Annotated in this window: 21 protein-coding genes; 12 read left to right on the top strand and 9 right to left on the bottom strand. The window is 58.1% G+C overall.

The window, feature by feature from the left end:
- Positions 1 to 167: 167 nt before the first annotated feature.
- Positions 168 to 1109 carry a LuxR C-terminal-related transcriptional regulator gene (locus DSCA_RS32295; protein ID WP_197904612.1) on the top strand — a complete coding sequence of 314 codons (942 nt, stop codon included), beginning with the start codon at positions 168 to 170 and terminating at the stop codon, positions 1107 to 1109.
- A gap of 407 nt (positions 1110 to 1516) precedes the next feature.
- Here the strand turns inward: DSCA_RS32295 and DSCA_RS16835 are convergent, their stop codons facing one another.
- The 4 genes from DSCA_RS16835 to DSCA_RS16820 all read right to left on the bottom strand — a co-directional run bounded on the left by DSCA_RS16835 (position 1517) and on the right by DSCA_RS16820 (position 4237).
- Positions 1517 to 2512: a patatin-like phospholipase family protein gene (locus tag DSCA_RS16835; protein ID WP_155317528.1), complete on the bottom strand. Its 996-nt coding sequence runs from the start codon at positions 2510 to 2512 to the stop codon at positions 1517 to 1519.
- The gene (locus tag DSCA_RS16830; RefSeq protein WP_155317527.1) at positions 2509 to 3321 is read right to left on the bottom strand and encodes a histidine kinase dimerization/phospho-acceptor domain-containing protein; all 813 of its coding nucleotides are present in this window, start codon (positions 3319 to 3321) and stop codon (positions 2509 to 2511) included. The genes DSCA_RS16835 and DSCA_RS16830 overlap by 4 nt, the downstream gene beginning before the upstream one ends.
- The gene (locus DSCA_RS16825; protein WP_155317526.1) at positions 3318 to 3545 is read right to left on the bottom strand and encodes a hypothetical protein; all 228 of its coding nucleotides are present in this window, start codon (positions 3543 to 3545) and stop codon (positions 3318 to 3320) included. Before DSCA_RS16825 ends, DSCA_RS16830 begins: the two co-directional genes overlap by 4 nt.
- A 140-nt stretch (positions 3546 to 3685) precedes the next feature.
- Complete coding sequence (locus DSCA_RS16820) at positions 3686 to 4237, bottom strand: DJ-1 family glyoxalase III (protein ID WP_155317525.1); 552 nt, start codon at positions 4235 to 4237, stop codon at positions 3686 to 3688.
- Positions 4238 to 4431: 194 nt separating this feature from the next.
- On the opposite strand from DSCA_RS16820, the gene DSCA_RS16815 reads away from it, so the two are divergent.
- From DSCA_RS16815 to DSCA_RS16790, 6 genes are all read left to right on the top strand, one after another.
- Positions 4432 to 4941, top strand: a complete 510-nt coding sequence (locus tag DSCA_RS16815) for an SRPBCC family protein (protein WP_155317524.1) — start codon at positions 4432 to 4434, stop codon at positions 4939 to 4941.
- Positions 4931 to 5491: a MerR family transcriptional regulator gene (locus DSCA_RS16810; RefSeq protein WP_155317523.1), complete on the top strand. Its 561-nt coding sequence runs from the start codon at positions 4931 to 4933 to the stop codon at positions 5489 to 5491. The genes DSCA_RS16815 and DSCA_RS16810 overlap by 11 nt, the downstream gene beginning before the upstream one ends.
- Positions 5488 to 6333 carry an AraC family transcriptional regulator gene (locus DSCA_RS16805; protein WP_197904611.1) on the top strand — a complete coding sequence of 282 codons (846 nt, stop codon included), beginning with the start codon at positions 5488 to 5490 and terminating at the stop codon, positions 6331 to 6333. The genes DSCA_RS16810 and DSCA_RS16805 overlap by 4 nt, the downstream gene beginning before the upstream one ends.
- Positions 6334 to 6486: 153 nt before the next feature.
- Entirely contained in the window at positions 6487 to 7290 is an 804-nt protein-coding gene (locus tag DSCA_RS16800; RefSeq protein WP_155317522.1) for a class I SAM-dependent methyltransferase, read from the top strand.
- Positions 7287 to 7673: an ACT domain-containing protein gene (locus DSCA_RS16795; RefSeq protein ID WP_155317521.1), complete on the top strand. Its 387-nt coding sequence runs from the start codon at positions 7287 to 7289 to the stop codon at positions 7671 to 7673. Before DSCA_RS16800 ends, DSCA_RS16795 begins: the two co-directional genes overlap by 4 nt.
- 290 nt (positions 7674 to 7963) lie before the next feature.
- Entirely contained in the window at positions 7964 to 10327 is a 2364-nt protein-coding gene (locus DSCA_RS16790) for a response regulator (RefSeq protein ID WP_155317520.1), read from the top strand.
- Between the two features lie 126 nt (positions 10328 to 10453).
- Here DSCA_RS16790 and DSCA_RS16785 read toward each other — a convergent pair whose 3' ends face one another.
- A complete protein-coding gene (locus tag DSCA_RS16785) occupies positions 10454 to 12382 on the bottom strand; it encodes a PAS domain-containing hybrid sensor histidine kinase/response regulator (RefSeq protein ID WP_155317519.1) in 1929 nt (642 codons plus the stop codon).
- 292 nt (positions 12383 to 12674) lie between these two features.
- Here DSCA_RS16785 and DSCA_RS16780 point away from each other — a divergent pair, with 292 nt between their 5' ends.
- The 3 genes from DSCA_RS16780 to DSCA_RS16775 all read left to right on the top strand — a co-directional run bounded on the left by DSCA_RS16780 (position 12675) and on the right by DSCA_RS16775 (position 14163).
- Positions 12675 to 12875: a cold-shock protein gene (locus tag DSCA_RS16780; RefSeq protein ID WP_155317518.1), complete on the top strand. Its 201-nt coding sequence runs from the start codon at positions 12675 to 12677 to the stop codon at positions 12873 to 12875.
- A gap of 169 nt (positions 12876 to 13044) precedes the next feature.
- A complete protein-coding gene (locus tag DSCA_RS32010; protein WP_167527822.1) occupies positions 13045 to 13209 on the top strand; it encodes a hypothetical protein in 165 nt (54 codons plus the stop codon).
- A gap of 93 nt (positions 13210 to 13302) precedes the next feature.
- Complete coding sequence (locus DSCA_RS16775; protein ID WP_155317517.1) at positions 13303 to 14163, top strand: ribonuclease H-like domain-containing protein; 861 nt, start codon at positions 13303 to 13305, stop codon at positions 14161 to 14163.
- 63 nt (positions 14164 to 14226) lie between these two features.
- Here DSCA_RS16775 and DSCA_RS16770 read toward each other — a convergent pair whose 3' ends face one another.
- A complete protein-coding gene (locus DSCA_RS16770) occupies positions 14227 to 15318 on the bottom strand; it encodes an alkene reductase (RefSeq protein ID WP_155317516.1) in 1092 nt (363 codons plus the stop codon).
- 124 nt (positions 15319 to 15442) lie between these two features.
- Positions 15443 to 16030, bottom strand: coding sequence for a TetR/AcrR family transcriptional regulator (locus tag DSCA_RS16765; protein WP_155317515.1), 588 nt, complete (start codon positions 16028 to 16030; stop codon positions 15443 to 15445).
- A gap of 473 nt (positions 16031 to 16503) precedes the next feature.
- Between DSCA_RS16765 and DSCA_RS16760 the strand changes: the two genes are divergently transcribed.
- Positions 16504 to 16662, top strand: a complete 159-nt coding sequence (locus DSCA_RS16760) for a hypothetical protein (protein WP_155317514.1) — start codon at positions 16504 to 16506, stop codon at positions 16660 to 16662.
- Positions 16663 to 16710: 48 nt separating this feature from the next.
- Here the strand turns inward: DSCA_RS16760 and DSCA_RS16755 are convergent, their stop codons facing one another.
- Both DSCA_RS16755 and surE read right to left on the bottom strand, forming a co-directional pair.
- A complete protein-coding gene (locus DSCA_RS16755; RefSeq protein WP_155317513.1) occupies positions 16711 to 17259 on the bottom strand; it encodes an NUDIX hydrolase in 549 nt (182 codons plus the stop codon).
- Positions 17260 to 17263: 4 nt separating this feature from the next.
- Positions 17264 to 17947: a 5'/3'-nucleotidase SurE gene (gene surE, locus DSCA_RS16750; protein ID WP_155317512.1), complete on the bottom strand. Its 684-nt coding sequence runs from the start codon at positions 17945 to 17947 to the stop codon at positions 17264 to 17266.
- A gap of 590 nt (positions 17948 to 18537) precedes the next feature.
- Here surE and DSCA_RS16745 point away from each other — a divergent pair.
- Complete coding sequence (locus DSCA_RS16745) at positions 18538 to 19050, top strand: hypothetical protein (RefSeq protein ID WP_155317511.1); 513 nt, start codon at positions 18538 to 18540, stop codon at positions 19048 to 19050.
- The last annotated feature ends 38 nt before the right edge of the window (positions 19051 to 19088 follow it).

The following is a 19088-nucleotide window of genomic DNA, read 5'->3' as shown; positions in this document are numbered from 1 at the left end:
CGCGGGGGGCTCGTTTCGGTTTCGGAATTTAATTGCGTTTGGTGGCGGGGTTGCCTATGATTTGCACCTTCTTGAAAAATATCCGGCGCGAACTCCAGACAAAGACGGCGGGTCATCACCCGGGGGCGACCCCGTCATGCGTCGGACCAGACCGGACCCTGAACCCGATGGCACCCGATATGAGCGGCGCTGAATATTTCGAAAACCGGGATTTCTCGACGGCCTATACAACGCTGAAGCTGTTCCCGTCCGGCCCCATGACGGGCCAGGTTGCCGATATTGGCGCCGGCGCGTATGGCGCCCGGTTCGAATTGGATGGTGACCTGTCGCCTCTTTTTCCCTATATCAATGCCGTGGCGGACCATGCCCAATATTATGAGACACCCGTGTACATCAAGTTTGTGCTTTTTCAGCGGCTATGCGCATTTTATCCCAGGCAGGGCGCATTTGCTCCGGTTCGCGATATCGCCGGGGCGATGGCATTTTTGCCGAAACTGCTAGATTTTATAGCTGATTTGTACAGGCAAAGACCCCGCCTCACCCCGAATCATAAAAAATTTAAACCCGTATCCATCCTGGACATCTATCGGTTGCTGCCGGGGACCAACTGCCGCATTTGCGGCTATTCCACCTGCATGGCTTACGCTGCCGCCCTTTCCCGCCAGCGGACATCCATGGTCAAATGTCCGCACCTGGCCCGTCCGGTGGAGGAAAAGGCCATTTTCCCGGTCTATGACCGGCAGGGAAATGTCGTTCGGACGGTGTCCCTGGATATCGATACCGCCTGCCTGCGCCAGAAAATCGACCAGAAAGAGACCCGTATCCAATCCCTGCAGTCGCGCTTATCCGATCTGGAGAGAATCCGTGCTGCCAATTTCGATGCCGCCAACGACAACCTGCCCACCCCTTTGACCCGGCGTGAAATTGAGGTGCTGCAGCGGATTGCCGGCGGCGCCACCAACAGGGAGATCTCCGGGGAACTGCAGATCTCCCAACATACGGTCAAGAGTCACGTCATCCATATATTCAATAAACTTGGTGTCAATGACCGCGCCCAGGCTTCCGCCTGGGGGGCCCTGCATGGATTGCCCTTGTGTGAATATCCATAGCCGTTATTAACGATGTGACTACCCCCTGGAGGTCTGCTTTCTGCTGAACGGCGTTGCCGGCAGCCTTGTCTCCATGGAAAGGCCCGCCATGTTTTGGCGTCGCAAGCGGCTGAAATGTTCGAGGCCGCCAACGAAAGCGGGCGGGTTCATCTCAGCCTGTTCATGTCCGACCACGAAATATACGCGCCAGGCAGCTGTTGTCCCTGCTGATGTCATGAGTTGCGGATTATTAAGCGATACCAGCGGGAGGCGCTGGCGGCCCGTTCGGAATACATTGCGGTTGCCGATTCCGACGCATGCATTCACTGGGGGGAGTGCACCGGCAAGGTGTGTTTTCGGTGCCCGCACCCGCCAAAACCAGCGAATGGCCTGTCATTCCTGTGCTGGTTCGGGGTGCGGCCCCTGCATTACGGCCTGCCCGGTTGAGGCAACAACGATGATGTTGAAGGTGTTTCCAGCAGCGCCTTGATGTCTTCCATCTTCTCCCTGACCCCGATATACCCCTCTTCGATGGCCAGCTCCACCTGGTCGAAGTCCATCATCTTCAAGGCGCCCAGACGGGGCTGGATCAGTACATCCGGGGGCTCCACGGCCAGGTTGATGCGGGTGATCCGTTCCTGCATGATGTTGATGGAACTCATGACGGTGTCGATGATGTCGGGCATGCCCGAGTCCCGCCCCAGCAGTTCGTTGATCTTGTGCTTGAAATTGGACTCTGCGGTTTCGTAGTAGTCGGTCAGCTTGACCAGCAATTCACTCTTGAACTTGGGTCCGTCCTGCAGCGGTGTGACTTCTTCCTCGACAGGCGGTATTCTCATGCGGCGGGAGGCAATGCCGCTGTTCAGGTCCACGGCAATCACCACGTCGGCTTCCGTGGCACGGGCGACGCCTACCGGGACCGGGTCCACCACGCCGCCATCCACCAGCCAGCGGCCCTTTACCCGGGCGGGTGCGAAAAGCCCCGGCACGCTCATGGTGGCTCGCAGGGCGGGAAGCAGGGGGCCTGATTTAAGAACTATTTTTTCTCCGCGCTGGAGGTCCGTTGCGACCATCATCACCGGGATGTTCAGTTCGGAGAACCGCTCTACGGCGGTGTGCATGGAGAAGAGTTCGGCAACCTTCTTGGTGCCGTCCAGCAGGCCGGAACGGGGAAAAACCACATCGAAGTAGGAGAAGACCTTCCTGCCGTCCATGCTCAGTACGAAGTGCTTGAGGCTGTCCAGGCTGCCGCTGGCGAAGATGGCCCCCACGTAGGAGCCGACGCTGCACCCCGAGATGAAGTCGATGGGAATGCCTTCTTCCACCAGGGCCTCGATGGCACCGATGTGGGCCCAGCCCCGGGATGAACCGCTGCCCAGGACCAGGGCCACGGTTTTGCGTGATGGCGGGGTCATGTCGCTCATTTCTTCACGTCCTCATTCGTATCGCTGGATGGTAAGGATGACTTCTCAATGTCGACAATTTTACCGCCCAGGTAATCGGTGGTTTCATATTTGGTGATTCTCGTCAGTTGATTGGTTATGCCTCCCATTCGTTCGATCTGGGCTTTCATTTTTTTTATCATGCCACTGTGCGGATTATCATCTTTTCTGTTTATCATGAGTAATTCGCAATACCCGCTGATGGCCTGCATGGGCTGGCTCAGTTCGTGGCAGACGCCGCCAGCCAATTCCAGGATGGCCTGAAGTTTTTCAAGGTAGAGACGCTCTTCCGCAGCCCGTTTGCGTTGGACGGTTATGACCGAAAAGGCCATGGCGACGGCCACGATCAGCAGTGCCTCCAAGCTGCCTGCCGGCAGCTTTTTCAACAAAAGCATCTGGCTATGTCCCTGCAGCGTTTTTTCGCTGACAAGGGAGATGATTTTCCAATGCATTTCCCTGCCGGAACGCTCCCCCGCACTTGGGGTGAATGCCTGGCTGGAGCCGGTGCTGCTCAGCATGTTTCGGTTCAGCGGACAGATGGTCGCATAGGTGTAGAGACCCTGGTCGTTACGGAATTGCCCCTCGTCCCGGGTGGATATGATTCGCCAGGCTTCGGGATCGCGACGGACCTGGGTCAACTTTTTGCGATCATCGAACATGAACCCCCATTCTTCCCCGGGTTCAAGGCCTTTAAGCCAATAGCCACTTGCATTGACCATCATGAACTCGCCAGCCGAATCGGATGAATGCCGGTTGAGGTTGCCGATAAGCTCGTTTCCAAGATAGTTCAACAGAACAATTCCGCGTTTGACCCCTTAACGATGGTCCTCAGCTCATCGTTGGCGATCCTCCTCAGGGTTTCCACATGCTGGCGTCCTGCGGTCGCCAGCAGCAAGGCCTGTGATTTTTTTTCTTGGAACCAGAAAAAAGCGGAGATCAGGGCAAAGAGCAGAATCAGCGGGAGGAAGGTCAGTATAAAATTCCTGAGGTACAAATTAAAGACACGGTTTTTCATGTGCATCACCGCCATGGATTGCATCCCGATTGAATTGAATGCAATATCGATACAGGCACCGGCCTCTTGGAGCGATTGGTGAACCGGCCAACAAAGTGGTTCCCGGTGAATTCCGCCGACAGTTTATTGCCATGGGGCGGCTATATGGCCAGGGATGCCGCCACCTCGTCGCGGGTCGTTTTGCCGAAGAGCTGTTCCACCATCACCAGGGCGAAGGCCACAGCGGTTCCTGCGCCCCGGCTGGTGACGCAGGTGCCGTCTGTCACCACCGATTCCTGAACACGGGACGGGTCGGCCAACTGCTCGGCAAACCCGGGATGGCAGGTGGCCTGACGTCCGGCCAACAGCCCATGGTGCTCCAGGACCACGGCGGGGCTGGCGCAGATGGCCGCGTACAGACCGCCACGCTCGCGCTGCTGCCTGAGGATGCGGATCAGGCCCGTACAGTCGCGCAGGTGCTCGGCACCGGGAATGCCACCGGGCAGTACCACCAAATCGAAATCGATTGTTTCGCAATCCTCGATCAGGGTGTCGGCCACGATGACGGTTCCGCGAGACGCCGTGATCTGGCGGTTGCCGCTTACCGAAGCCACCGTTACCGCTGCGCCGGCCCGGCGCAGCACATCGATGATGGCCACGGCTTCCAACTCTTCGGTGCCGTCGGCAACGGGCACCAGTACTGTTTTTTCCATAACCGTCTCCTCCGTTTTTTTGGGCGTCCAGGTGGGGGGGTGTGTCGAGTATACACCAGCATCAACCGGTTTTAAAGCTTCCCTTCCGGTTATTCGCGAAGAGGTGCCGAAGGTGAAAATCGGTATTGACCCGCCTACAGCTTAACAGTGTATGCGGTCATTATACTGTCAACCCTTTGAAAAGGAGTGATGAAATGACGCCCTTCAAGGCAGAACGTGTGGTCAGAACCTATACCATGACCGTGTGTGCGCCGCCCGCCGATGTGTTTCCGCTGTTGTGTCCGGTGCGGGAATACGAGTGGATCGAACCCTGGTCCTGTGATATGATTTTTTCGGCGGGCGGCATGGCCGAAAACAATGCCGTTTTCAAGACCCATTTCCCCGCCCAGGGGGGCCAGGAAACCTGGATCGTGTGCCGGTATGAAAAAGACCGGGCCATCGAATTCATTCGGCTGGTGCCCGACCTCAAGGTCAACCGGCTGGACCTGTCCTTGACCGCGCAGGGCGGCGGCACCGTTCTCACCTGGACCCATACCTATACCGGCTTGAGCGAGCCGGGGAACCAATGGATCAGGGCCCTGACCGACGAGGCTTTCCGATCGGAAAAAGCGGCCCTTGAACGCATGCTGGATCACTATTTGAAAACCGGCACCATGCTCAAGATGGCGGACCTCGATCTCGAGACCGATCCCTATGCCCGATAGACCCGCCAGTGAGGCCACCAGCTACCGTATTTCTCAGCTGGCCCGGATGTTCCGGCTTTCCCGGAGCACGCTGCTCTATTATGATCGCATCGGTTTGCTGCGGCCGTCGGGAAGAACCCGCGCCAACTATCGGATATACAGCCATGCGGACCGCCAGCGGCTCGAGCAGATCTGCCGCTATCGACGAACGGGCATGGCCCTGGAAACCATCCAGAGGATCCTGGCGGCGCCCCGGCAGAAAACCGTCAAGGCCCTGGAACTGCGGTTGGAGGCCCTGAATCGGGAAATCCATGACCTGCGCGCCCAGCAGCAGACCATCGTCAACCTGTTGAAGGATCGATCGCTGCTGGCCGGCACCCGGGTGCTGGACAAGCAGCGCTGGGTGGCCGTGCTTCGTGCTGCCGGGCTGGACGACGCGGCCATGGGCCAGTGGCACGTGGCCTTCGAACGCATGTCCCCCGAGGCCCACCAGGATTTCCTGGAATCATTGGGCATCGACGCCGCTGAAATTGCAGAGATCAGATCATGGTCAGCCGGAAACAAGGGATGAACCGCCCGGAAAAAACCCGCATGTGCCGGGTGCATACCGGACTGGGGCCGGTGAACCTGATGCATGCCCGCTATGTGACCCAGACCTTTGCCCCCCATTTCCACGAGGGGTACTGCCTGGGGGTCATCGAAAGGGGTGCCCTGGGATTTCGCTACATGGGGGAGAACCTCGTGGCCCCTGCCGGTGCCGTCAACCTGGCGGTTCCCGGAGAGGTGCACACCGGCCATGCCGCCCATGAAGCCGGCTGGACCTACCGCATGTTCTACCTGGACGCCGGCCTGCTGGCATCGGCCGCCTCCCAGATCGCCGCAAAGACGGTTCCCCTGCCGTTCATTCGGGACGGGGTGCTTTTCGATCCCGGTCTGGCCCGTATGATCCACCGCCTTCACCGTCGCATGCAGGCGCCGCAGGCACCGCTCCTGGAAAAAGAGACGGAACTGCTGGCGGTACTGACCCGGGTAATCCGGAAATACGGCCGGCCGCACCCCCCGGCCCGTGAAACCGGCCGCGAACCGGTGGCCGTGGGCACCGCCCGGGACTATATCCATGCCCACCATGCCCGGGACATCTCCGTTGACGAACTGGCGGCGGCCAGCGGCCTGAGTCCCTATCACTTCATCCGCACCTTCAGCAGGCAGGTCGGGCTCACGCCCCACGCCTATCTCATACAGGCGCGGGTGCAGCGGGCAACGCATCTGCTCGCGTCCGGAGAACCCCCTGCGCAGGCTGCCGTTGAAGCGGGCTTTTACGATCAGAGCCACCTCTCCCGCCATTTCAAGCGAATCGTCGGCACCACGCCCGGTCGATACCGCAATTCTGTACAAGACCACCGTTCCCGTTGAACGGTATCTTGCGGTCCAGACCGGCGTTTTCACGTTTTCGCAATCCTCGACGGTGCGCCGCCACGCCGTTGGTTGCGAAAACCCTGCGTTCCTGTCCTGAACGACAGGAAACCGTTCCGATCGGCTTTGGATCCAGACAAGGGAGAATGGTATATGGGTTCCTATGTTCACGGGTATTCAGAAAAAGAATCCTGCCGGCTGGCCGACCAGGCCGGTACACTCACCGAACTGCTGCATGGGGACACCGCCTACCCGGCCGGCAGCCGGGTGCTGGAGGCCGGCTGCGGCGTCGGCGCCCAGACCCTCACGCTGGCCCGGAACAGCCCCGGAGTCCGTTTCGAATGCATGGACATCTCCAGGGCGTCCCTCGACGCGGCCCGACGGATGGCGGCGGACCGGCAGCTGACCAACGTGAGCTTCAGGCAGGGGGACCTCTACCGGCTGCCATACCGGACGGGCTGCTTCGATCATGTCTTCGTCTGCTTTGTCCTCGAGCATCTGGCCGATCCTGTGAAAGCACTGGCCGGATTCCGGCGGGTGCTCAAACCCGGGGGGACGCTCACTGTCATCGAGGGCGACCACGGATCCTACTACTGCCATCCCAGGAGCGATGCGGCGGACCGGGTTGTCGACTGCCTGGTTAAAATCCAGGCCCATGCCGGTGGCGATGCACTGATCGGCCGGCGGCTGTATCCGCTGCTCGTCGATGCCGGATACGCCGGTGTCGCGGTTTCTCCGCGCATGGTATATGTGGATGCGTCCCGGCCCGCCCTGATCGACGGCTTTACCCGCAGGACCTTTACCGCCATGGTGGCGGGGGTCAGGGAGCAGGCCCTGGCCATGGGGTTGATCGGTGAGCGGACATGGGATAAAGGTATGGCTGATCTCTGCCGTACCACCCGGGCGGATGGCACCTTTTGCTATACGTTTTTCAAAGGCATTGGAACGCGACCATGAAACCTGTTCAATTGACCCTGTCGGTTCTGGAGGATCCATTGTCGGTGTGCCGGCTGGCGCCGGACGCGCCTGTTCCCGACTGGCTGCCCGTGCAGGGCCTGACTTCCGTCACCCGCACGGCGGACGAACTGTCCATCGTCTGCCGCCAGGACGCGCCACCGGGCGGCGTCCGGACCGAGCCTGGCTTTCTCGCCCTGAAAATTGAAGGCCCCCTGGATTTTTCACTCACCGGCATTCTCCTGGCAGTGGCCGGGCCATTGGCCGATGCCGGCATTTCAATTTTCGCCCTCTCCACGTATGACACGGACTATGTCCTGGTAAAACGACACGATCTGGAGCAGGCCGTTTCGGTCCTGAAGCGAACCGGCCATCGCGTCCGATAGCCCGGCGGTCATTTATCCCGATCAGGCACCGGGAGACGGGACAAGGGCATGAAGGCTGGTCTCCGGGCGGATTCAAGCGCCCGGGGATGGGCCAGCCGGATTGCCCTGAAACCCTTCAAAAAGATTGAATTTTTGCCGTTACTTTGGCATATTGGCCTGTACGGGCCTCCATCTCCATCCTCTCTATTCCAGGTTTGATACCTTCATATGGCGCAACCCATTGCCGTCATGGCCTTATTGCAGGCGCCATTGACGAAGTGATAATCGTTCACGATCAGGGCGAATCCAAGATGAACACGCTTTCAAATCAGGGCGGACGATGCTTGCAGCCGGATTGGGTTTGCCCGGTCACGGGGTTCAGGGTCGCGTTCCGCCCCGAATGGATCCGGCAGCAGGTCGGTGAAACGCTGGTGGCCAATTTTTATGTGATCGGCGGGGCCATCATCTACAGCTGTCCGGAAGGGTTTGCCGACATCACCGGAGTCCGGCAGTCACTGGCGCTCAACGAGGCCGTGGCCGAATCCGTAAGCGGCGTAAACGGACAATATCTGCAAATAGAAGATTATGCCGCCCTGGAGGGGGTCAGCCAGTCGGCCCGGCAGTACGCCACCAACAGGTTGACCGCCAACCAACGGATTCTGGCGTTAATATTCTGTAATTTGTCCCCTTTGCTTTCCATTGCGGTCAAAATAGGCCGCCGTTTCAACCTGTCGGACAAACCCATTTACGTGGAAGGGCAATACGGAGATGCCGCTGTGCGTGCACTCAAGCTGTGCGACCCGTCCCTGTCCGGGTCGGACGCATTCCTGTTCGGCCAACAAACCTGCATCGATCGTTCAAACCGGTCGTTCTCACCGGTGGAAGTGCTTTCGAACGAGTCCTGGAATATTCAAACGCCGAAATTTGCCAATCGCTCTGTCATCGTCGACAGGCGCATTCTTCATTCGATCGCCGAGGGCGGCATCGAGCGCGAGCACATACCGATGCTTGAAAAAATGCGTCCTTTATTCCAGGCCCAACTGCCCCATGGTTCCGCAATAGAATATGTTATCATTGACGCAAGCCGGTTGGGCCGGGGAAACCGTCAGGGACGAATCGCCTTTCTCGAATCATTGAAAAAATGGAACCGCCGGTTCCCGCTGCGCGCCTATATCCTTTATCACGCCAATGCCTCCATGCATACGGCGGCACTTCTGGCCCGGCCATTTTTGCCGTTCAGCGTTGAAATCGTCCGGGACCTTGATCACGCCTTTCTGATGGTCAGTCAGGACCGGCAGCGTCCGCCATCCGGCCAGCCCCGGTTTTCAGCGGACGTGACAGCGGAAGATCCCAACCGACGAAAAATCGAACAGCTCCTGACCTATATCGGCGGCATCAAGTGGGACCGGGAAGGGGGCGAACCCCCGATGGAAATCACCGAAGATGATCCGTTTTACGTGCTTTTCCAGTCCATCAAACTGATCAAAGACGAGATAGACGACCTGTTTGCCGAACGGAAACGGCTCGAGAACAAGCTGCTCGAATCTCAAAAAATGGAGGCCGTCGGCACTTTGGCCGGGGGAATAGCCCACGATTTCAACAACCTGCTCATGGGCATTCAGGGCCGCACCTCGCTTTTATCGCTTCGTATGGCGCCATCCCACCCGCATATGGAGCATATCGTCGCCATCGAGGCGTGCATACAAAGCGCGACCCACCTGACCAGACAATTGTTGGGTTTTGCCAGGGGAGGAAAATATGAGGTGCGTCCCGTCGACATCAATGAACTGCTGGTGGCAAGTGCAACGATGTTTGGCCGGACGAGAAAGGAAATTCGCATCCACACCAACCTGAAGCGCCCCTCACCCGTGGTCGCCGCAGACCGGAGCCAGCTCGAACAGGTTTTCCTGAACCTGTATATCAACGCGTGGCAGGCCATGCCTGGCGGCGGGGATCTATACCTGGATACGGGCCTCGTCGCCCTCGATGATGCCTATTGCAATCCCTGCCAGGTCAAACCGGGCCATTACACCAAGATTTCGGTCACCGACACCGGCGTCGGCATGGATGCCTCCATTCGCCAGCGGATTTTCGATCCGTTTTTCACAACCAAAAAAATGGGGCGCGGCACCGGCCTGGGGCTGGCATCGGCCTATGGCATCATCAAAAATCACGAGGGGATCATTACCGTTTACAGTGAAGTCGGCCACGGGACCACCTTTACCATCTACCTGCCGTTGATTGACGGGGCGGTGTGGCAGCCAGCCCCTCTGGCAAGGCAGCTGGTCGAAGGGGCCGAGACGATTCTTCTGGTCGATGATGAAGAGTTGATTCTCGGCGTCGGAAAGGCCCTGCTGGAGGAGCTGGGCTATGATGTGATGGTGGCCAGAAATGGTGAACGCGCGGTGGAGGCGGTCAGGCGAAACGGCGGCGACGTTCAACTGGTGATCCTCGATCTGATCATGCCCGGCATGGACGGCGGCCGGACATTCGATTGCATCCGGGAGCTTCAACCGGCGATGCCCGTGATATTGTCCAGCGGCTACTCTCCGGGCGGCCAGACGAAGGCCATCATGGAAAGGGGCTGCAACGGGTTTATCCAGAAACCGTTCAATATCTACGAATTGTCCGAACAGCTCAGAAGGGTCCTCGATAACCGCAAGGCCACCAGGTAGAAAATGATGGCGGCAGACGAACGCCATCCGCGGGTGCAACTCTTTTTCGCTGCCCACCTCCGGCTTCACAGCGCCTTGGCGGGCCCTGGAACCCGGAGGGCACCCGGCCATCGGGTGTGTGATGGTTTATTCCGCCGACAGGATGTCCACTATGGTTGCTGACAGCTGTTTGATATCGTACGGTTTCTGGATGAATCCATGGCACCCGATGCGCAGCAGGTCCTCGGCTTCACCGGATACACTGAATCCGCTTGAAAGCAAGACCTTCACCCCCGGGTTGATTTTCTTCATCTGGTGATAGAGCGCTTTGCCGCTCATTTCAGGCATGATCAGATCCAGAATCACAAGGTCAATCAGCTGCCACTTTTTCAGAAACGTTCCCAGTGCGTCCGGCCCGCAGGAGGCCGTTAACACCGCGAAGCCCATCAGCTCCAGCAACTCCGCGCTGGTTTCAATCACCGACGCATCATCGTCGACCAGCAAAATGGTTCCTTGTCCTGTTGCCGCTTCGGATACCTTCATCGTTTCGGTGGCTGCCAATCCGTCCTCGGATGCCGGCAGGTATACAAAAAAGCTCGACCCCTTATCGACCTCGGATTCAACGGCAATATCCCCGTAATGGCTTTTGGCGATTCCGTATGCGGTGGAAAGCCCCAACCCGGTGCCGTTTTCCAACCCTTTGGTGGTAAAAAAAGGTTCGAAGATGCGATCCAGATTTTTTTCAGGAATGCCGGTGCCGCCATCGGACACCTTCAGGAGGACATACGTTCGATGGCTGGACAGCGCGGCTTTCCCCCTGGCCCCGGCCCCTGTCAGGGCAGATGTCTCGATAAACACGTTTCCTCCATCGGGCATTGCATCGGCGGCATTCAGAAAAAGGTTCAGCAGCACCTGCTCGATCTGGCCGCGATCGGCTTGAATGCACGGGATCTTTTCGGACAGCCGGGGATGCAGCCGTATGTGCTTTTTCGTGGCCGTCAGGGTTTCGGAAACCTCCCTGACCAGCTGGTTGACGTCCACGGTGCCGAATTCGCAACTCCCGCCCCGGGCGGAATCCAATAGCTGGTGGGTCAGCCGGGAGCCGCTTTCGACCAGCTTGTTGATATTTTCCAGATATTTTATGGAAGATGCAGACGGGTCCAAGCGCATCAGGGACAGCGATACATTACCATGAATGCCCATGAGCAGGTTGTTGAAATTGTGTGCGATACCTCCGGCCAGGGTCCCCAGGGCCTCCATTTTCTGCGCATAGCGCAATTGGGCCTCCATCTGGTTGTGGCGGGTGATATCCCTTAAAAAATTCAGGATGGCCGGCTTTTTTTCCCAGGAAATCAGCACGGCATTGAGGTCCACATCCCTGACATCGCCATCCTTGTTCAATATCCTGAAGGAGATCTGGTCGGACAGGGGCTCACCGCGCAGGCGCCGGATATAACGGTCCACGATGGCAGCACGGTCGTCCGGATGCACGAAGTCGATAAAGGATCGGTCGGCGATGCCCTCACAGGTGTACCCCAGTATTTCCGATGCCTTGGGATTCATGAACCGGATGCGCTCCTCCTGGATAACAAAGATTGCATCTTTGGCATGCTGGACCAGGATTCGGTACTTTTCTTCGGATTGTCGGAGCGCTTCTTCGGTTTTTTTTTGATCGGTAATATCAACGAGAATCCCCTGGACGCCCACGACACGGCCTTCGCGCCTGATCGGCCGCCCATTGGTCCGGGCCCATTTTATTTCACCTGTTTTGGTGACCAGCCGGTATTCCGTGGCTTGGGTGGTACCGCCAAGAATTTTTAAAAACTGATCGATCCGTCCCGTCAGATCATCGGGGGCAACGAAATCGATGAAATTTTTTCCGATCACTTCGTCGGGCGTATATCCGGACAGCCGGCTGATGTTAGGGCTGACCCAGGTCACGATGGCTTTGTCATCAGTGGTGTAGACAATATCGTTCAGATTCTCGATGAGCTCACGATAGCTTTTTTCTTTCTCGATTGTTGGTTTCGACTGGTTTTGGGCGCGGGCATCCGATTCAGCGTGAACGTTTTTCATTTCCAGATCTCCTCGGTCACAGGAACGGATAAATTATCATCAACGCTGCAACCATTTCAACCATTTCAGCATAAGCCCATATTTTCGCCTGTTAAAATATCTGCGCCCGTCATTTTTATTGAAAATAACGAATGATTCGCTTGCTTTCTCTCCAATAAGGATTAGATTGGCTGTAATCAATCAAGTCCTGACCCTTGTGCAGGGCAGTTTCTTTCTAGAGGTAAACCCCATTTGTCCGAGTGGCACCCTCCAGTCTGCGACGTTGAAAATCTTAAGAAAGGAGGATGTTATCATGGCTAATGGAATAGTAAAGTGGTTTAACGACCAAAAAGGATTCGGATTCATTGAGCAGGAAGACGGAGCAGATGTGTTTGTTCATCATTCTGCCATCAACGCTACCGGTTTCAAATCTTTGAATGACGGTGACCGCGTTTCCTTTGACATCGAGCAGGGACCCAAAGGTCCTTCCGCCACGAATGTCACCGTAGTTTAACCTTCTGTTGAGAAATAAAAGGCATCCCCTGCGATACGCGGGGGTGCCTTTTTTGTTTGGACCACGGTGCGGACCCTTCGCCACCCCCTGCCGTCCGGCAGCCGTATCGAGGTTTTTTTGCATCGATCCTATTATGAATTTAAGCGGTTAAAACGAAGGAGGTCGGCCATTGGCAAGATCGAATTATTCCTTTCAAAAGCGCCAGAAAGAATTGGCCAGAAAGAAAAAGAAAGAAGAAAAACGAAAAAACAAATTGGAAAAAAACAGCGTCATTTCCCAAGGGGATCAAGAACCGTCCCAGAATGAAGCACCGCCTGAAGAAGAGCGCCCATAGCGTCAACCCGATCTTTTCCACGCCCGCACATCCTTTCCGGGCCTGCATCGATTCCCATTTCAATTCCTGGCAAAATCGGGTAAACGTCACCTTATGCTTCGACACACGTTTATCCATATCCCGGGCATCGGACCGAAAACCGAACAGGGCTTCTGGGCCGCCGGCGTCCATGACTGGGACGCTTTTTTCGACGATGCGTCGCTGAAGCTGTCGGCCTCCAGACGGGCAGCCATTTCCGAGACCCTGATCGAATCCCGGCGCCAACTGGACGGCTGCAACCCCGATTTTTTCGCCCGGCGCATTCCGGCCAGCCAGCAGTGGCGTCTGTTCGGTGAGTTCCGCAACCGGACCGCATACCTGGATATCGAAACCACCGGGCTGGAAACGGACTGTACCATCTCGACCATTGCCGTTTACGACGGGTCGACGATGGCCACCTACGTGAATGGACGAAACCTGGAGGACTTCATCGACGACATTGGCCGCTATCGCGTGCTGGTGACCTACAACGGGAAATGTTTCGACGTGCCGGTGATCGAACGGCATTTTGGCCGGCCTCTGGACCATGCCCACATCGACCTGCGTTACGTGCTCTCCAGCCTGGGGCTCAAAGGGGGACTCAAACGTTGCGAGGCGCAGCTGGGTATGCACCGCGGTGATCTTGAAGACATTGACGGGCTGTTCGCGGTCGTGCTGTGGAAGGCCTACCTTCGCAATCGTGACGAACAGGCCTTAGAGACCCTGCTGGCCTACAACCTGCAGGATGCCATCAATCTGGAAGCCCTGATGGTCACCGCCTTCAACATGAAACTCGGCCAGACGCCCTTTGACCGCCGCCTGCGGCTGCCCGTTCCAGCAGTCACGCCCAACCCCATTCCCGCCCATCGCAGTACCGTCGAACAATACCGGAACGAGGTGTCCTTTATCCGCTCCCTGCAACCGCAGTGGTCATGAAAAACACCGACCCCGGGGGCCGGCGTTTTTTTTGGGATCGTGTGCCACAGGCACTTCAGTCGGTTATTCGTCCAGAAACGGATAGTCGTTGTACCCCTTTTCATCACCGCCGTAGAAAGTGTCCTGATCCGGTACGTTGAGCGGTGCGTTGCGACGATAGCGTTCCACCAGGTCCGGATTGGCCAGGTAGGGAACCCCGAAGGCCACCAGGTCCGCCGCATCTTCGGCAATTGCCTTTTCGCCGCTCTCCTTGCCGTAGCCCCCATTGATCATCAGGGACCCCTGGTAGATCCTGCGCAGCTCCTTGCCGACCGGCGGCACCTCTTCCTGGCTGGTAAAAGCGGGGTGGCCGGGAAGCGGCTCGATCAGGTGCAGGTAGGCCAGGGGAATGTCGTTGAGCGCTTCAGTCAGCCGGCTGTACAGGGCAAGCGGGTCCGAGTCGACCATGCCGTTGAAGACGCCCCTCGGAGAGATGCGGAATCCCACCCGTCCGGGCCCCCAGACCGCCACCACGGCCGTGACCACGTCGAGGGCAAAGCGCATGCGCGAGGGAATGTCCCCGCCATAGGCGTCCGTGCGCCGGTTGGAACCGTCTTTCAGGAACTGTTCGATCAGGTAGCCGTTGGCGCCGTGGACCTCCACGCCGTCGAAACCGGCGCTTTTGGCCAGCCGGGCCGCATGAGCGAACTGTTCAACGATGGTCGGGATTTCGCCGACAGCCAGGGCCCGGGGCATGCTTGGCGGTTCGAACCCGTTGGGGGTGAACACCTGGGTGTCCGCCGGGACGGCAGAGGGGGCCACCGGGTCCCCGCCATCCGGCTGCAGCAGGGTGTGGGACACCCGGCCGGTATGCCACAGCTGACTGAAAATGCGGCCGCCTTTGGCGTGAACCGCATCGGTGACGGCCCGCCATCCCCGGGCCTGGTCGTCGGTGTAGAGGCCGGGGGTGAACATGTAGCCGTTGGCCTTGTCAGAAACCTGGGTGGCTTCGGTGATCAGCAGCCCTGCCGTGGCCCGCTGGGCATAGTGGGTGGCGGTCATGGGCCGGGGCACTCCGTTTTCATCGGCGCGGTTGCGGGTCATGGGCGCCATGACCAGGCGGTTGGGCAGGGTTAACGATCCGAGGGTATAGGGGGTAAATAACGTGTCTGTCATGATGGTGTTCCTTTCAATGCGGTCATTGATTCCAATGACCGGTCGTCTATTTCATTGGTTGGGTTCAAACCCAGTTGCCTTGTTGTCTGGACCATGACCTGCCATTTCCAGTTCCTGTCCGGCACTATTGCAGCAGCATCTCCAGCATGCCCAGAAACGCATTCAGGGGCCCGATGCTCCGGCTGGACTTCATGCGCAGGATGGCCCCCTCCCAGCTGTTGAAAATGGCTTCCGCCAATCGGTCGGGGTCCGCTTCCGCAGCGACCTCCCCGGCGGCCTGGGCGCTGCGGATGCACCGCGCCAGCGCCGTGGTGTATATCCGAAACAGGAATTCCGCCTTTTCGGCAACGGCTGCGTTGGTGTCGGCCAGCTCCTGGCACAGGTTTCCGACAAAACACCCGGTGGTGTAGCTTCGGGCCTCATCATAGGCTTTTGCCATGGCCCTGTACGCCTCAATGATCCGTTTGCGGGGAGACGGGGAGCCCTTTTGCAGGGCCGCTTCGAACCGGGAGATATGATCACGGCTGGTGTGTTCCATCGCGGCCAGGGCGAAATCTTCCTTGCTCCTGAAGTAGTTGTAGAACGATCCTTTGGGGACGCCGGCAGCATCGACGATTTGCTGAATCCCGGTGCCGTGATATCCTTTTCGGAGCATCAATTCCGCACCGGATTCGAGTATGGCGCCGCGTCTGTGGTCTCTGATCCGTTTCATGGGAATAACGATATGACCGGTCGTCTTAATGTCAAATTGTCCTGGTTCCAGCGACGGGTCCGGGTACCAGAAGCCCTGCAGGGACCGTGCTTGATTAATCGGTGAATGCGGTTATCTTAGGTTACATATTTCCGGAAACGCCGGTTTTACACGGTTTCTGCGCACGCTCAAGATTGCCCCGCTTTCCTACGGACACTGGTAATTGGCGAATTTTGTCATTACCAGCCCCTGAATCGATCCGGGGAAAAGACGCTGACCCGCCCGCCGCCTGTTTTCTTCCTGCTGACCGCTTTGACGGCTCTCCCGGAAACAACGACAAACCCGCACCGTGCTTCGTCCGCATCCGGTCCACATGGACTCGCGACGGGGCCGCGGTTGAAAAGGACCCGTGGAGGTGACCCATGGTCAATAGATCGGAACTATGTGAGAAAATATCTGAAATTTATCCCCAACTTGGATCATGCGAACGCAATATGGTCGTACAATGGGATGCGGCCAACAGGGCCTGGGCGGTGGATTTTGAGCTGGGGGGCGAAAAGGTGCGCCATTTCCTGGAAGATGCGGATGCCGCCGCCTGCGTGCTCGGCCGGCAGTGCGTGGGGGTGGGCATCGAGTTCGGCCAGTTCCTTTGACACCGTTCGGTGGGGCGGCAACCGGTTTATCAGGGGGGCATGTCGAATTCAACTGCCGATCAACCTCCGGTTGTCAATCTTGTCGGTCCGGAAGACAAATCGGCCCGATGGCCGGTCCTGCAGGTAGTGTCTCAGGGTTTTTTCAACCACCTTGAAGGCGATGTCGTTCCAGGGAATGTCCGCTTCTCCGAGCAATTTTACTTCGGAACTTTCCCGGGTGGGGTGAAAGTCGGGCGCCAGCAGGCGTGAACGGAACATCAGGTAAATCTGGTGGATGTGAACGATATCGACCATCAGGTAGGGTTCCAGGTCGGTAACGGTTGATGCCGTTTCCTCGAGGGTTTCCCGTCGGGCGCCGGCAGCCGCGGTCTCCCCGTTTTCCAGGAATCCCGCAGGCAGGGTCCAGTACCCTTTCCGGGGTTCGATGTTCCGGCGGCACATGAGGATCCGATCCTCCCATACCGGGATGCAGCCCACCACGAGCTTGGGATTCTGGTAATGGATGGTGCCGCAGGAAGGGCAGACGTGGCGCGGTCGTTCATCGTCCTCGGGCACCTGGAGAACCACGGGGCCGCCGCAATGGGAACAAAAATTCATTCGGTTAAATCTCCATCCGGGTAACGGCAATCATTCCGCCGAAGCAGACGTCCACATCACTGCCGGCTGCTCGGGGACGGTCGTGGATGATTCCCTGGTAGCGATAGCCCTTTGCCGCTTCAACGTATCGATAGCGGTGGGGGTGCTTGTCCAGGGGACACAAACGGTGGGCCAGGACGTCGTTGGCGGAAATCGGGCTGGGCAGATTGATGTTCCAGAACTGGCCCGCAGCCAGCGGTTTTTCCCAGACGGCCTGCAGGCATCGGGCGCTCTGCGCCTGTGCCGCCGGCCAGTCGACGGTGACGTCCGGTCCGATATACTGGGAGACGGCTGCCGCCCGGATGCCCAGAATGGCAGCTTCACGGGTGGCCGCCACGGTGCCGGACTGGTAGACATCGCTGCCCAGGTTGGCACCCGGATTGATCCCGGCAACCACCCAGTCGACATCGGGCACCAGGCATTTGACGGCCAGGCGGGTGCAGTCCGCCGGGGTTGCGTGAACCACATAGGTCCGTTCGCCGACACGATCCACCCGGATGGGATCGCGCATGGTCACCCGGTGCCCCACGTTGGACTGGGGGGTTGCCGGTGCGACGACCGTTATCTCGCCCAATGGTTTTACCGCTTCGACCAGGGCGGCCAGCCCGGGCTGATCGTATCCGTCATCATTGGTAACGACAATTTTCAATGGTTGCTCCATAACCGATCGGGTTGTCGGGGGTCATCAGCACTTCAGGATCATATCAGCCAATACTCAGAATGCAACCCCAGGCGGCCGCCTTCTGCCATTTTGACCGGCCGTGCGTTCCATGAATGTTTCTTCATTCCCGCCTGAATGTCGCCAACGCTTCCGCCGGGATCCTGCGGCCGGTGGATTCAACGGCTCTTTTTGCCGTCACCGGCTTTCGAAGCGGACGCGCACCGCGTCAAGCTCTCATCCTTGGGGCATGCGCCGCTTTGAGTTTAAAGCGCATGAGAAGAAGAGAATACATTGCCTCGTCCGGGTCGACCCCCTGTTTTACAGTTGCTTCTCGATAGAGTGAGAATAAAAGCCTCCTCTGTACAAGCTCGTTTTCTCATCGGATGTCAATGGTGCGGGTGCACCCACAAAGGATCTTTTTATGGACCCACAGGAAAATATGTTGTACACTTGGGCCGTTTTTTTCAAGCATCTATCCACCGCGGCGTTCCACCAACTCAGTTCCTCTTCAATGTAATCCGATTTTTTTCACACATCCATGTGACGGACATACATGGTTGTGCCGGAAAGGAGAATGCATGTCTGCCGAAAAAAATCCTGTCTATATCTGGCCGGGGGTGATCCTCTTGTTTTTACTTGTGATGTTGGCGGCGGGGCGGGCGCTTGCAGAAGAGGCGGGAACCTTTTCAGGCTCCTGGATCGTCAGCGGAACGTATCGGACCCTTGATTTCGCGGAGGGCAGGGAAGTGCTCACCTTCAGGTTGTCCGGCCACGTGAACCTGAAGAACGAGATCGGCACGGTTGCCGACCTGTGGTCGGAGTGCACCGGGTTGTGGGATGCCGGAACCGGCACTGCCACCCGATGCGTCTGGCGAACGCCGGGGGGAGAAGATGCGGCATACAGTATACTCGAAGGACGGCTGGTCGAGGAAGGCGTCCGTGTAAACGGCACGTTCGTGGGCGGTGCCGGCCGGCTCAAGGGGCTGACCGGGGGGCTGACGTTCACCTGGACATCGGTGTTTCGCAATCGGACCGAGAACCGGTTCACGGGCCATACCGAAAACCTGTCCGGTTCCTATCAACTGCCCTGACGGCGCCATCCAGGCATAACCAGACAGGAGGCTTGTCA

Origin of the sequence: Desulfosarcina alkanivorans, from assembly GCF_009688945.1 — a bacterium.
In the GTDB taxonomy this organism is placed as follows: Bacteria; Desulfobacterota; Desulfobacteria; order Desulfobacterales; family Desulfosarcinaceae; genus Desulfosarcina; species Desulfosarcina alkanivorans.
Note: the sequence above shows the minus strand (reverse complement) of the source record. Positions and strands in the feature narration are given on the sequence as shown.

Coding starts and splice junctions, on each gene's coding strand:
- DSCA_RS32295 (WP_197904612.1), top strand. CDS start 168: ATGGCACCCGATATGAGCGGCGCTGAATATTTCGAAAACCGGGATTTC.
- DSCA_RS16835 (WP_155317528.1), bottom strand. CDS start 2,512: ATGAGCGACATGACCCCGCCATCACGCAAAACCGTGGCCCTGGTCCTG.
- DSCA_RS16825 (WP_155317526.1), bottom strand. CDS start 3,545: ATGAAAAACCGTGTCTTTAATTTGTACCTCAGGAATTTTATACTGACC.
- DSCA_RS16820 (WP_155317525.1), bottom strand. CDS start 4,237: ATGGAAAAAACAGTACTGGTGCCCGTTGCCGACGGCACCGAAGAGTTG.
- DSCA_RS16815 (WP_155317524.1), top strand. CDS start 4,432: ATGACGCCCTTCAAGGCAGAACGTGTGGTCAGAACCTATACCATGACC.
- DSCA_RS16810 (WP_155317523.1), top strand. CDS start 4,931: ATGCCCGATAGACCCGCCAGTGAGGCCACCAGCTACCGTATTTCTCAG.
- DSCA_RS16805 (WP_197904611.1), top strand. CDS start 5,488: ATGAACCGCCCGGAAAAAACCCGCATGTGCCGGGTGCATACCGGACTG.
- DSCA_RS16800 (WP_155317522.1), top strand. CDS start 6,487: ATGGGTTCCTATGTTCACGGGTATTCAGAAAAAGAATCCTGCCGGCTG.
- DSCA_RS16795 (WP_155317521.1), top strand. CDS start 7,287: ATGAAACCTGTTCAATTGACCCTGTCGGTTCTGGAGGATCCATTGTCG.
- DSCA_RS16790 (WP_155317520.1), top strand. CDS start 7,964: ATGAACACGCTTTCAAATCAGGGCGGACGATGCTTGCAGCCGGATTGG.
- DSCA_RS16785 (WP_155317519.1), bottom strand. CDS start 12,382: ATGAAAAACGTTCACGCTGAATCGGATGCCCGCGCCCAAAACCAGTCG.
- DSCA_RS16780 (WP_155317518.1), top strand. CDS start 12,675: ATGGCTAATGGAATAGTAAAGTGGTTTAACGACCAAAAAGGATTCGGA.
- DSCA_RS16775 (WP_155317517.1), top strand. CDS start 13,303: ATGCTTCGACACACGTTTATCCATATCCCGGGCATCGGACCGAAAACC.
- DSCA_RS16770 (WP_155317516.1), bottom strand. CDS start 15,318: ATGACAGACACGTTATTTACCCCCTATACCCTCGGATCGTTAACCCTG.
- DSCA_RS16765 (WP_155317515.1), bottom strand. CDS start 16,030: ATGAAACGGATCAGAGACCACAGACGCGGCGCCATACTCGAATCCGGT.
- DSCA_RS16760 (WP_155317514.1), top strand. CDS start 16,504: ATGGTCGTACAATGGGATGCGGCCAACAGGGCCTGGGCGGTGGATTTT.
- DSCA_RS16755 (WP_155317513.1), bottom strand. CDS start 17,259: ATGAATTTTTGTTCCCATTGCGGCGGCCCCGTGGTTCTCCAGGTGCCC.
- DSCA_RS16745 (WP_155317511.1), top strand. CDS start 18,538: ATGTCTGCCGAAAAAAATCCTGTCTATATCTGGCCGGGGGTGATCCTC.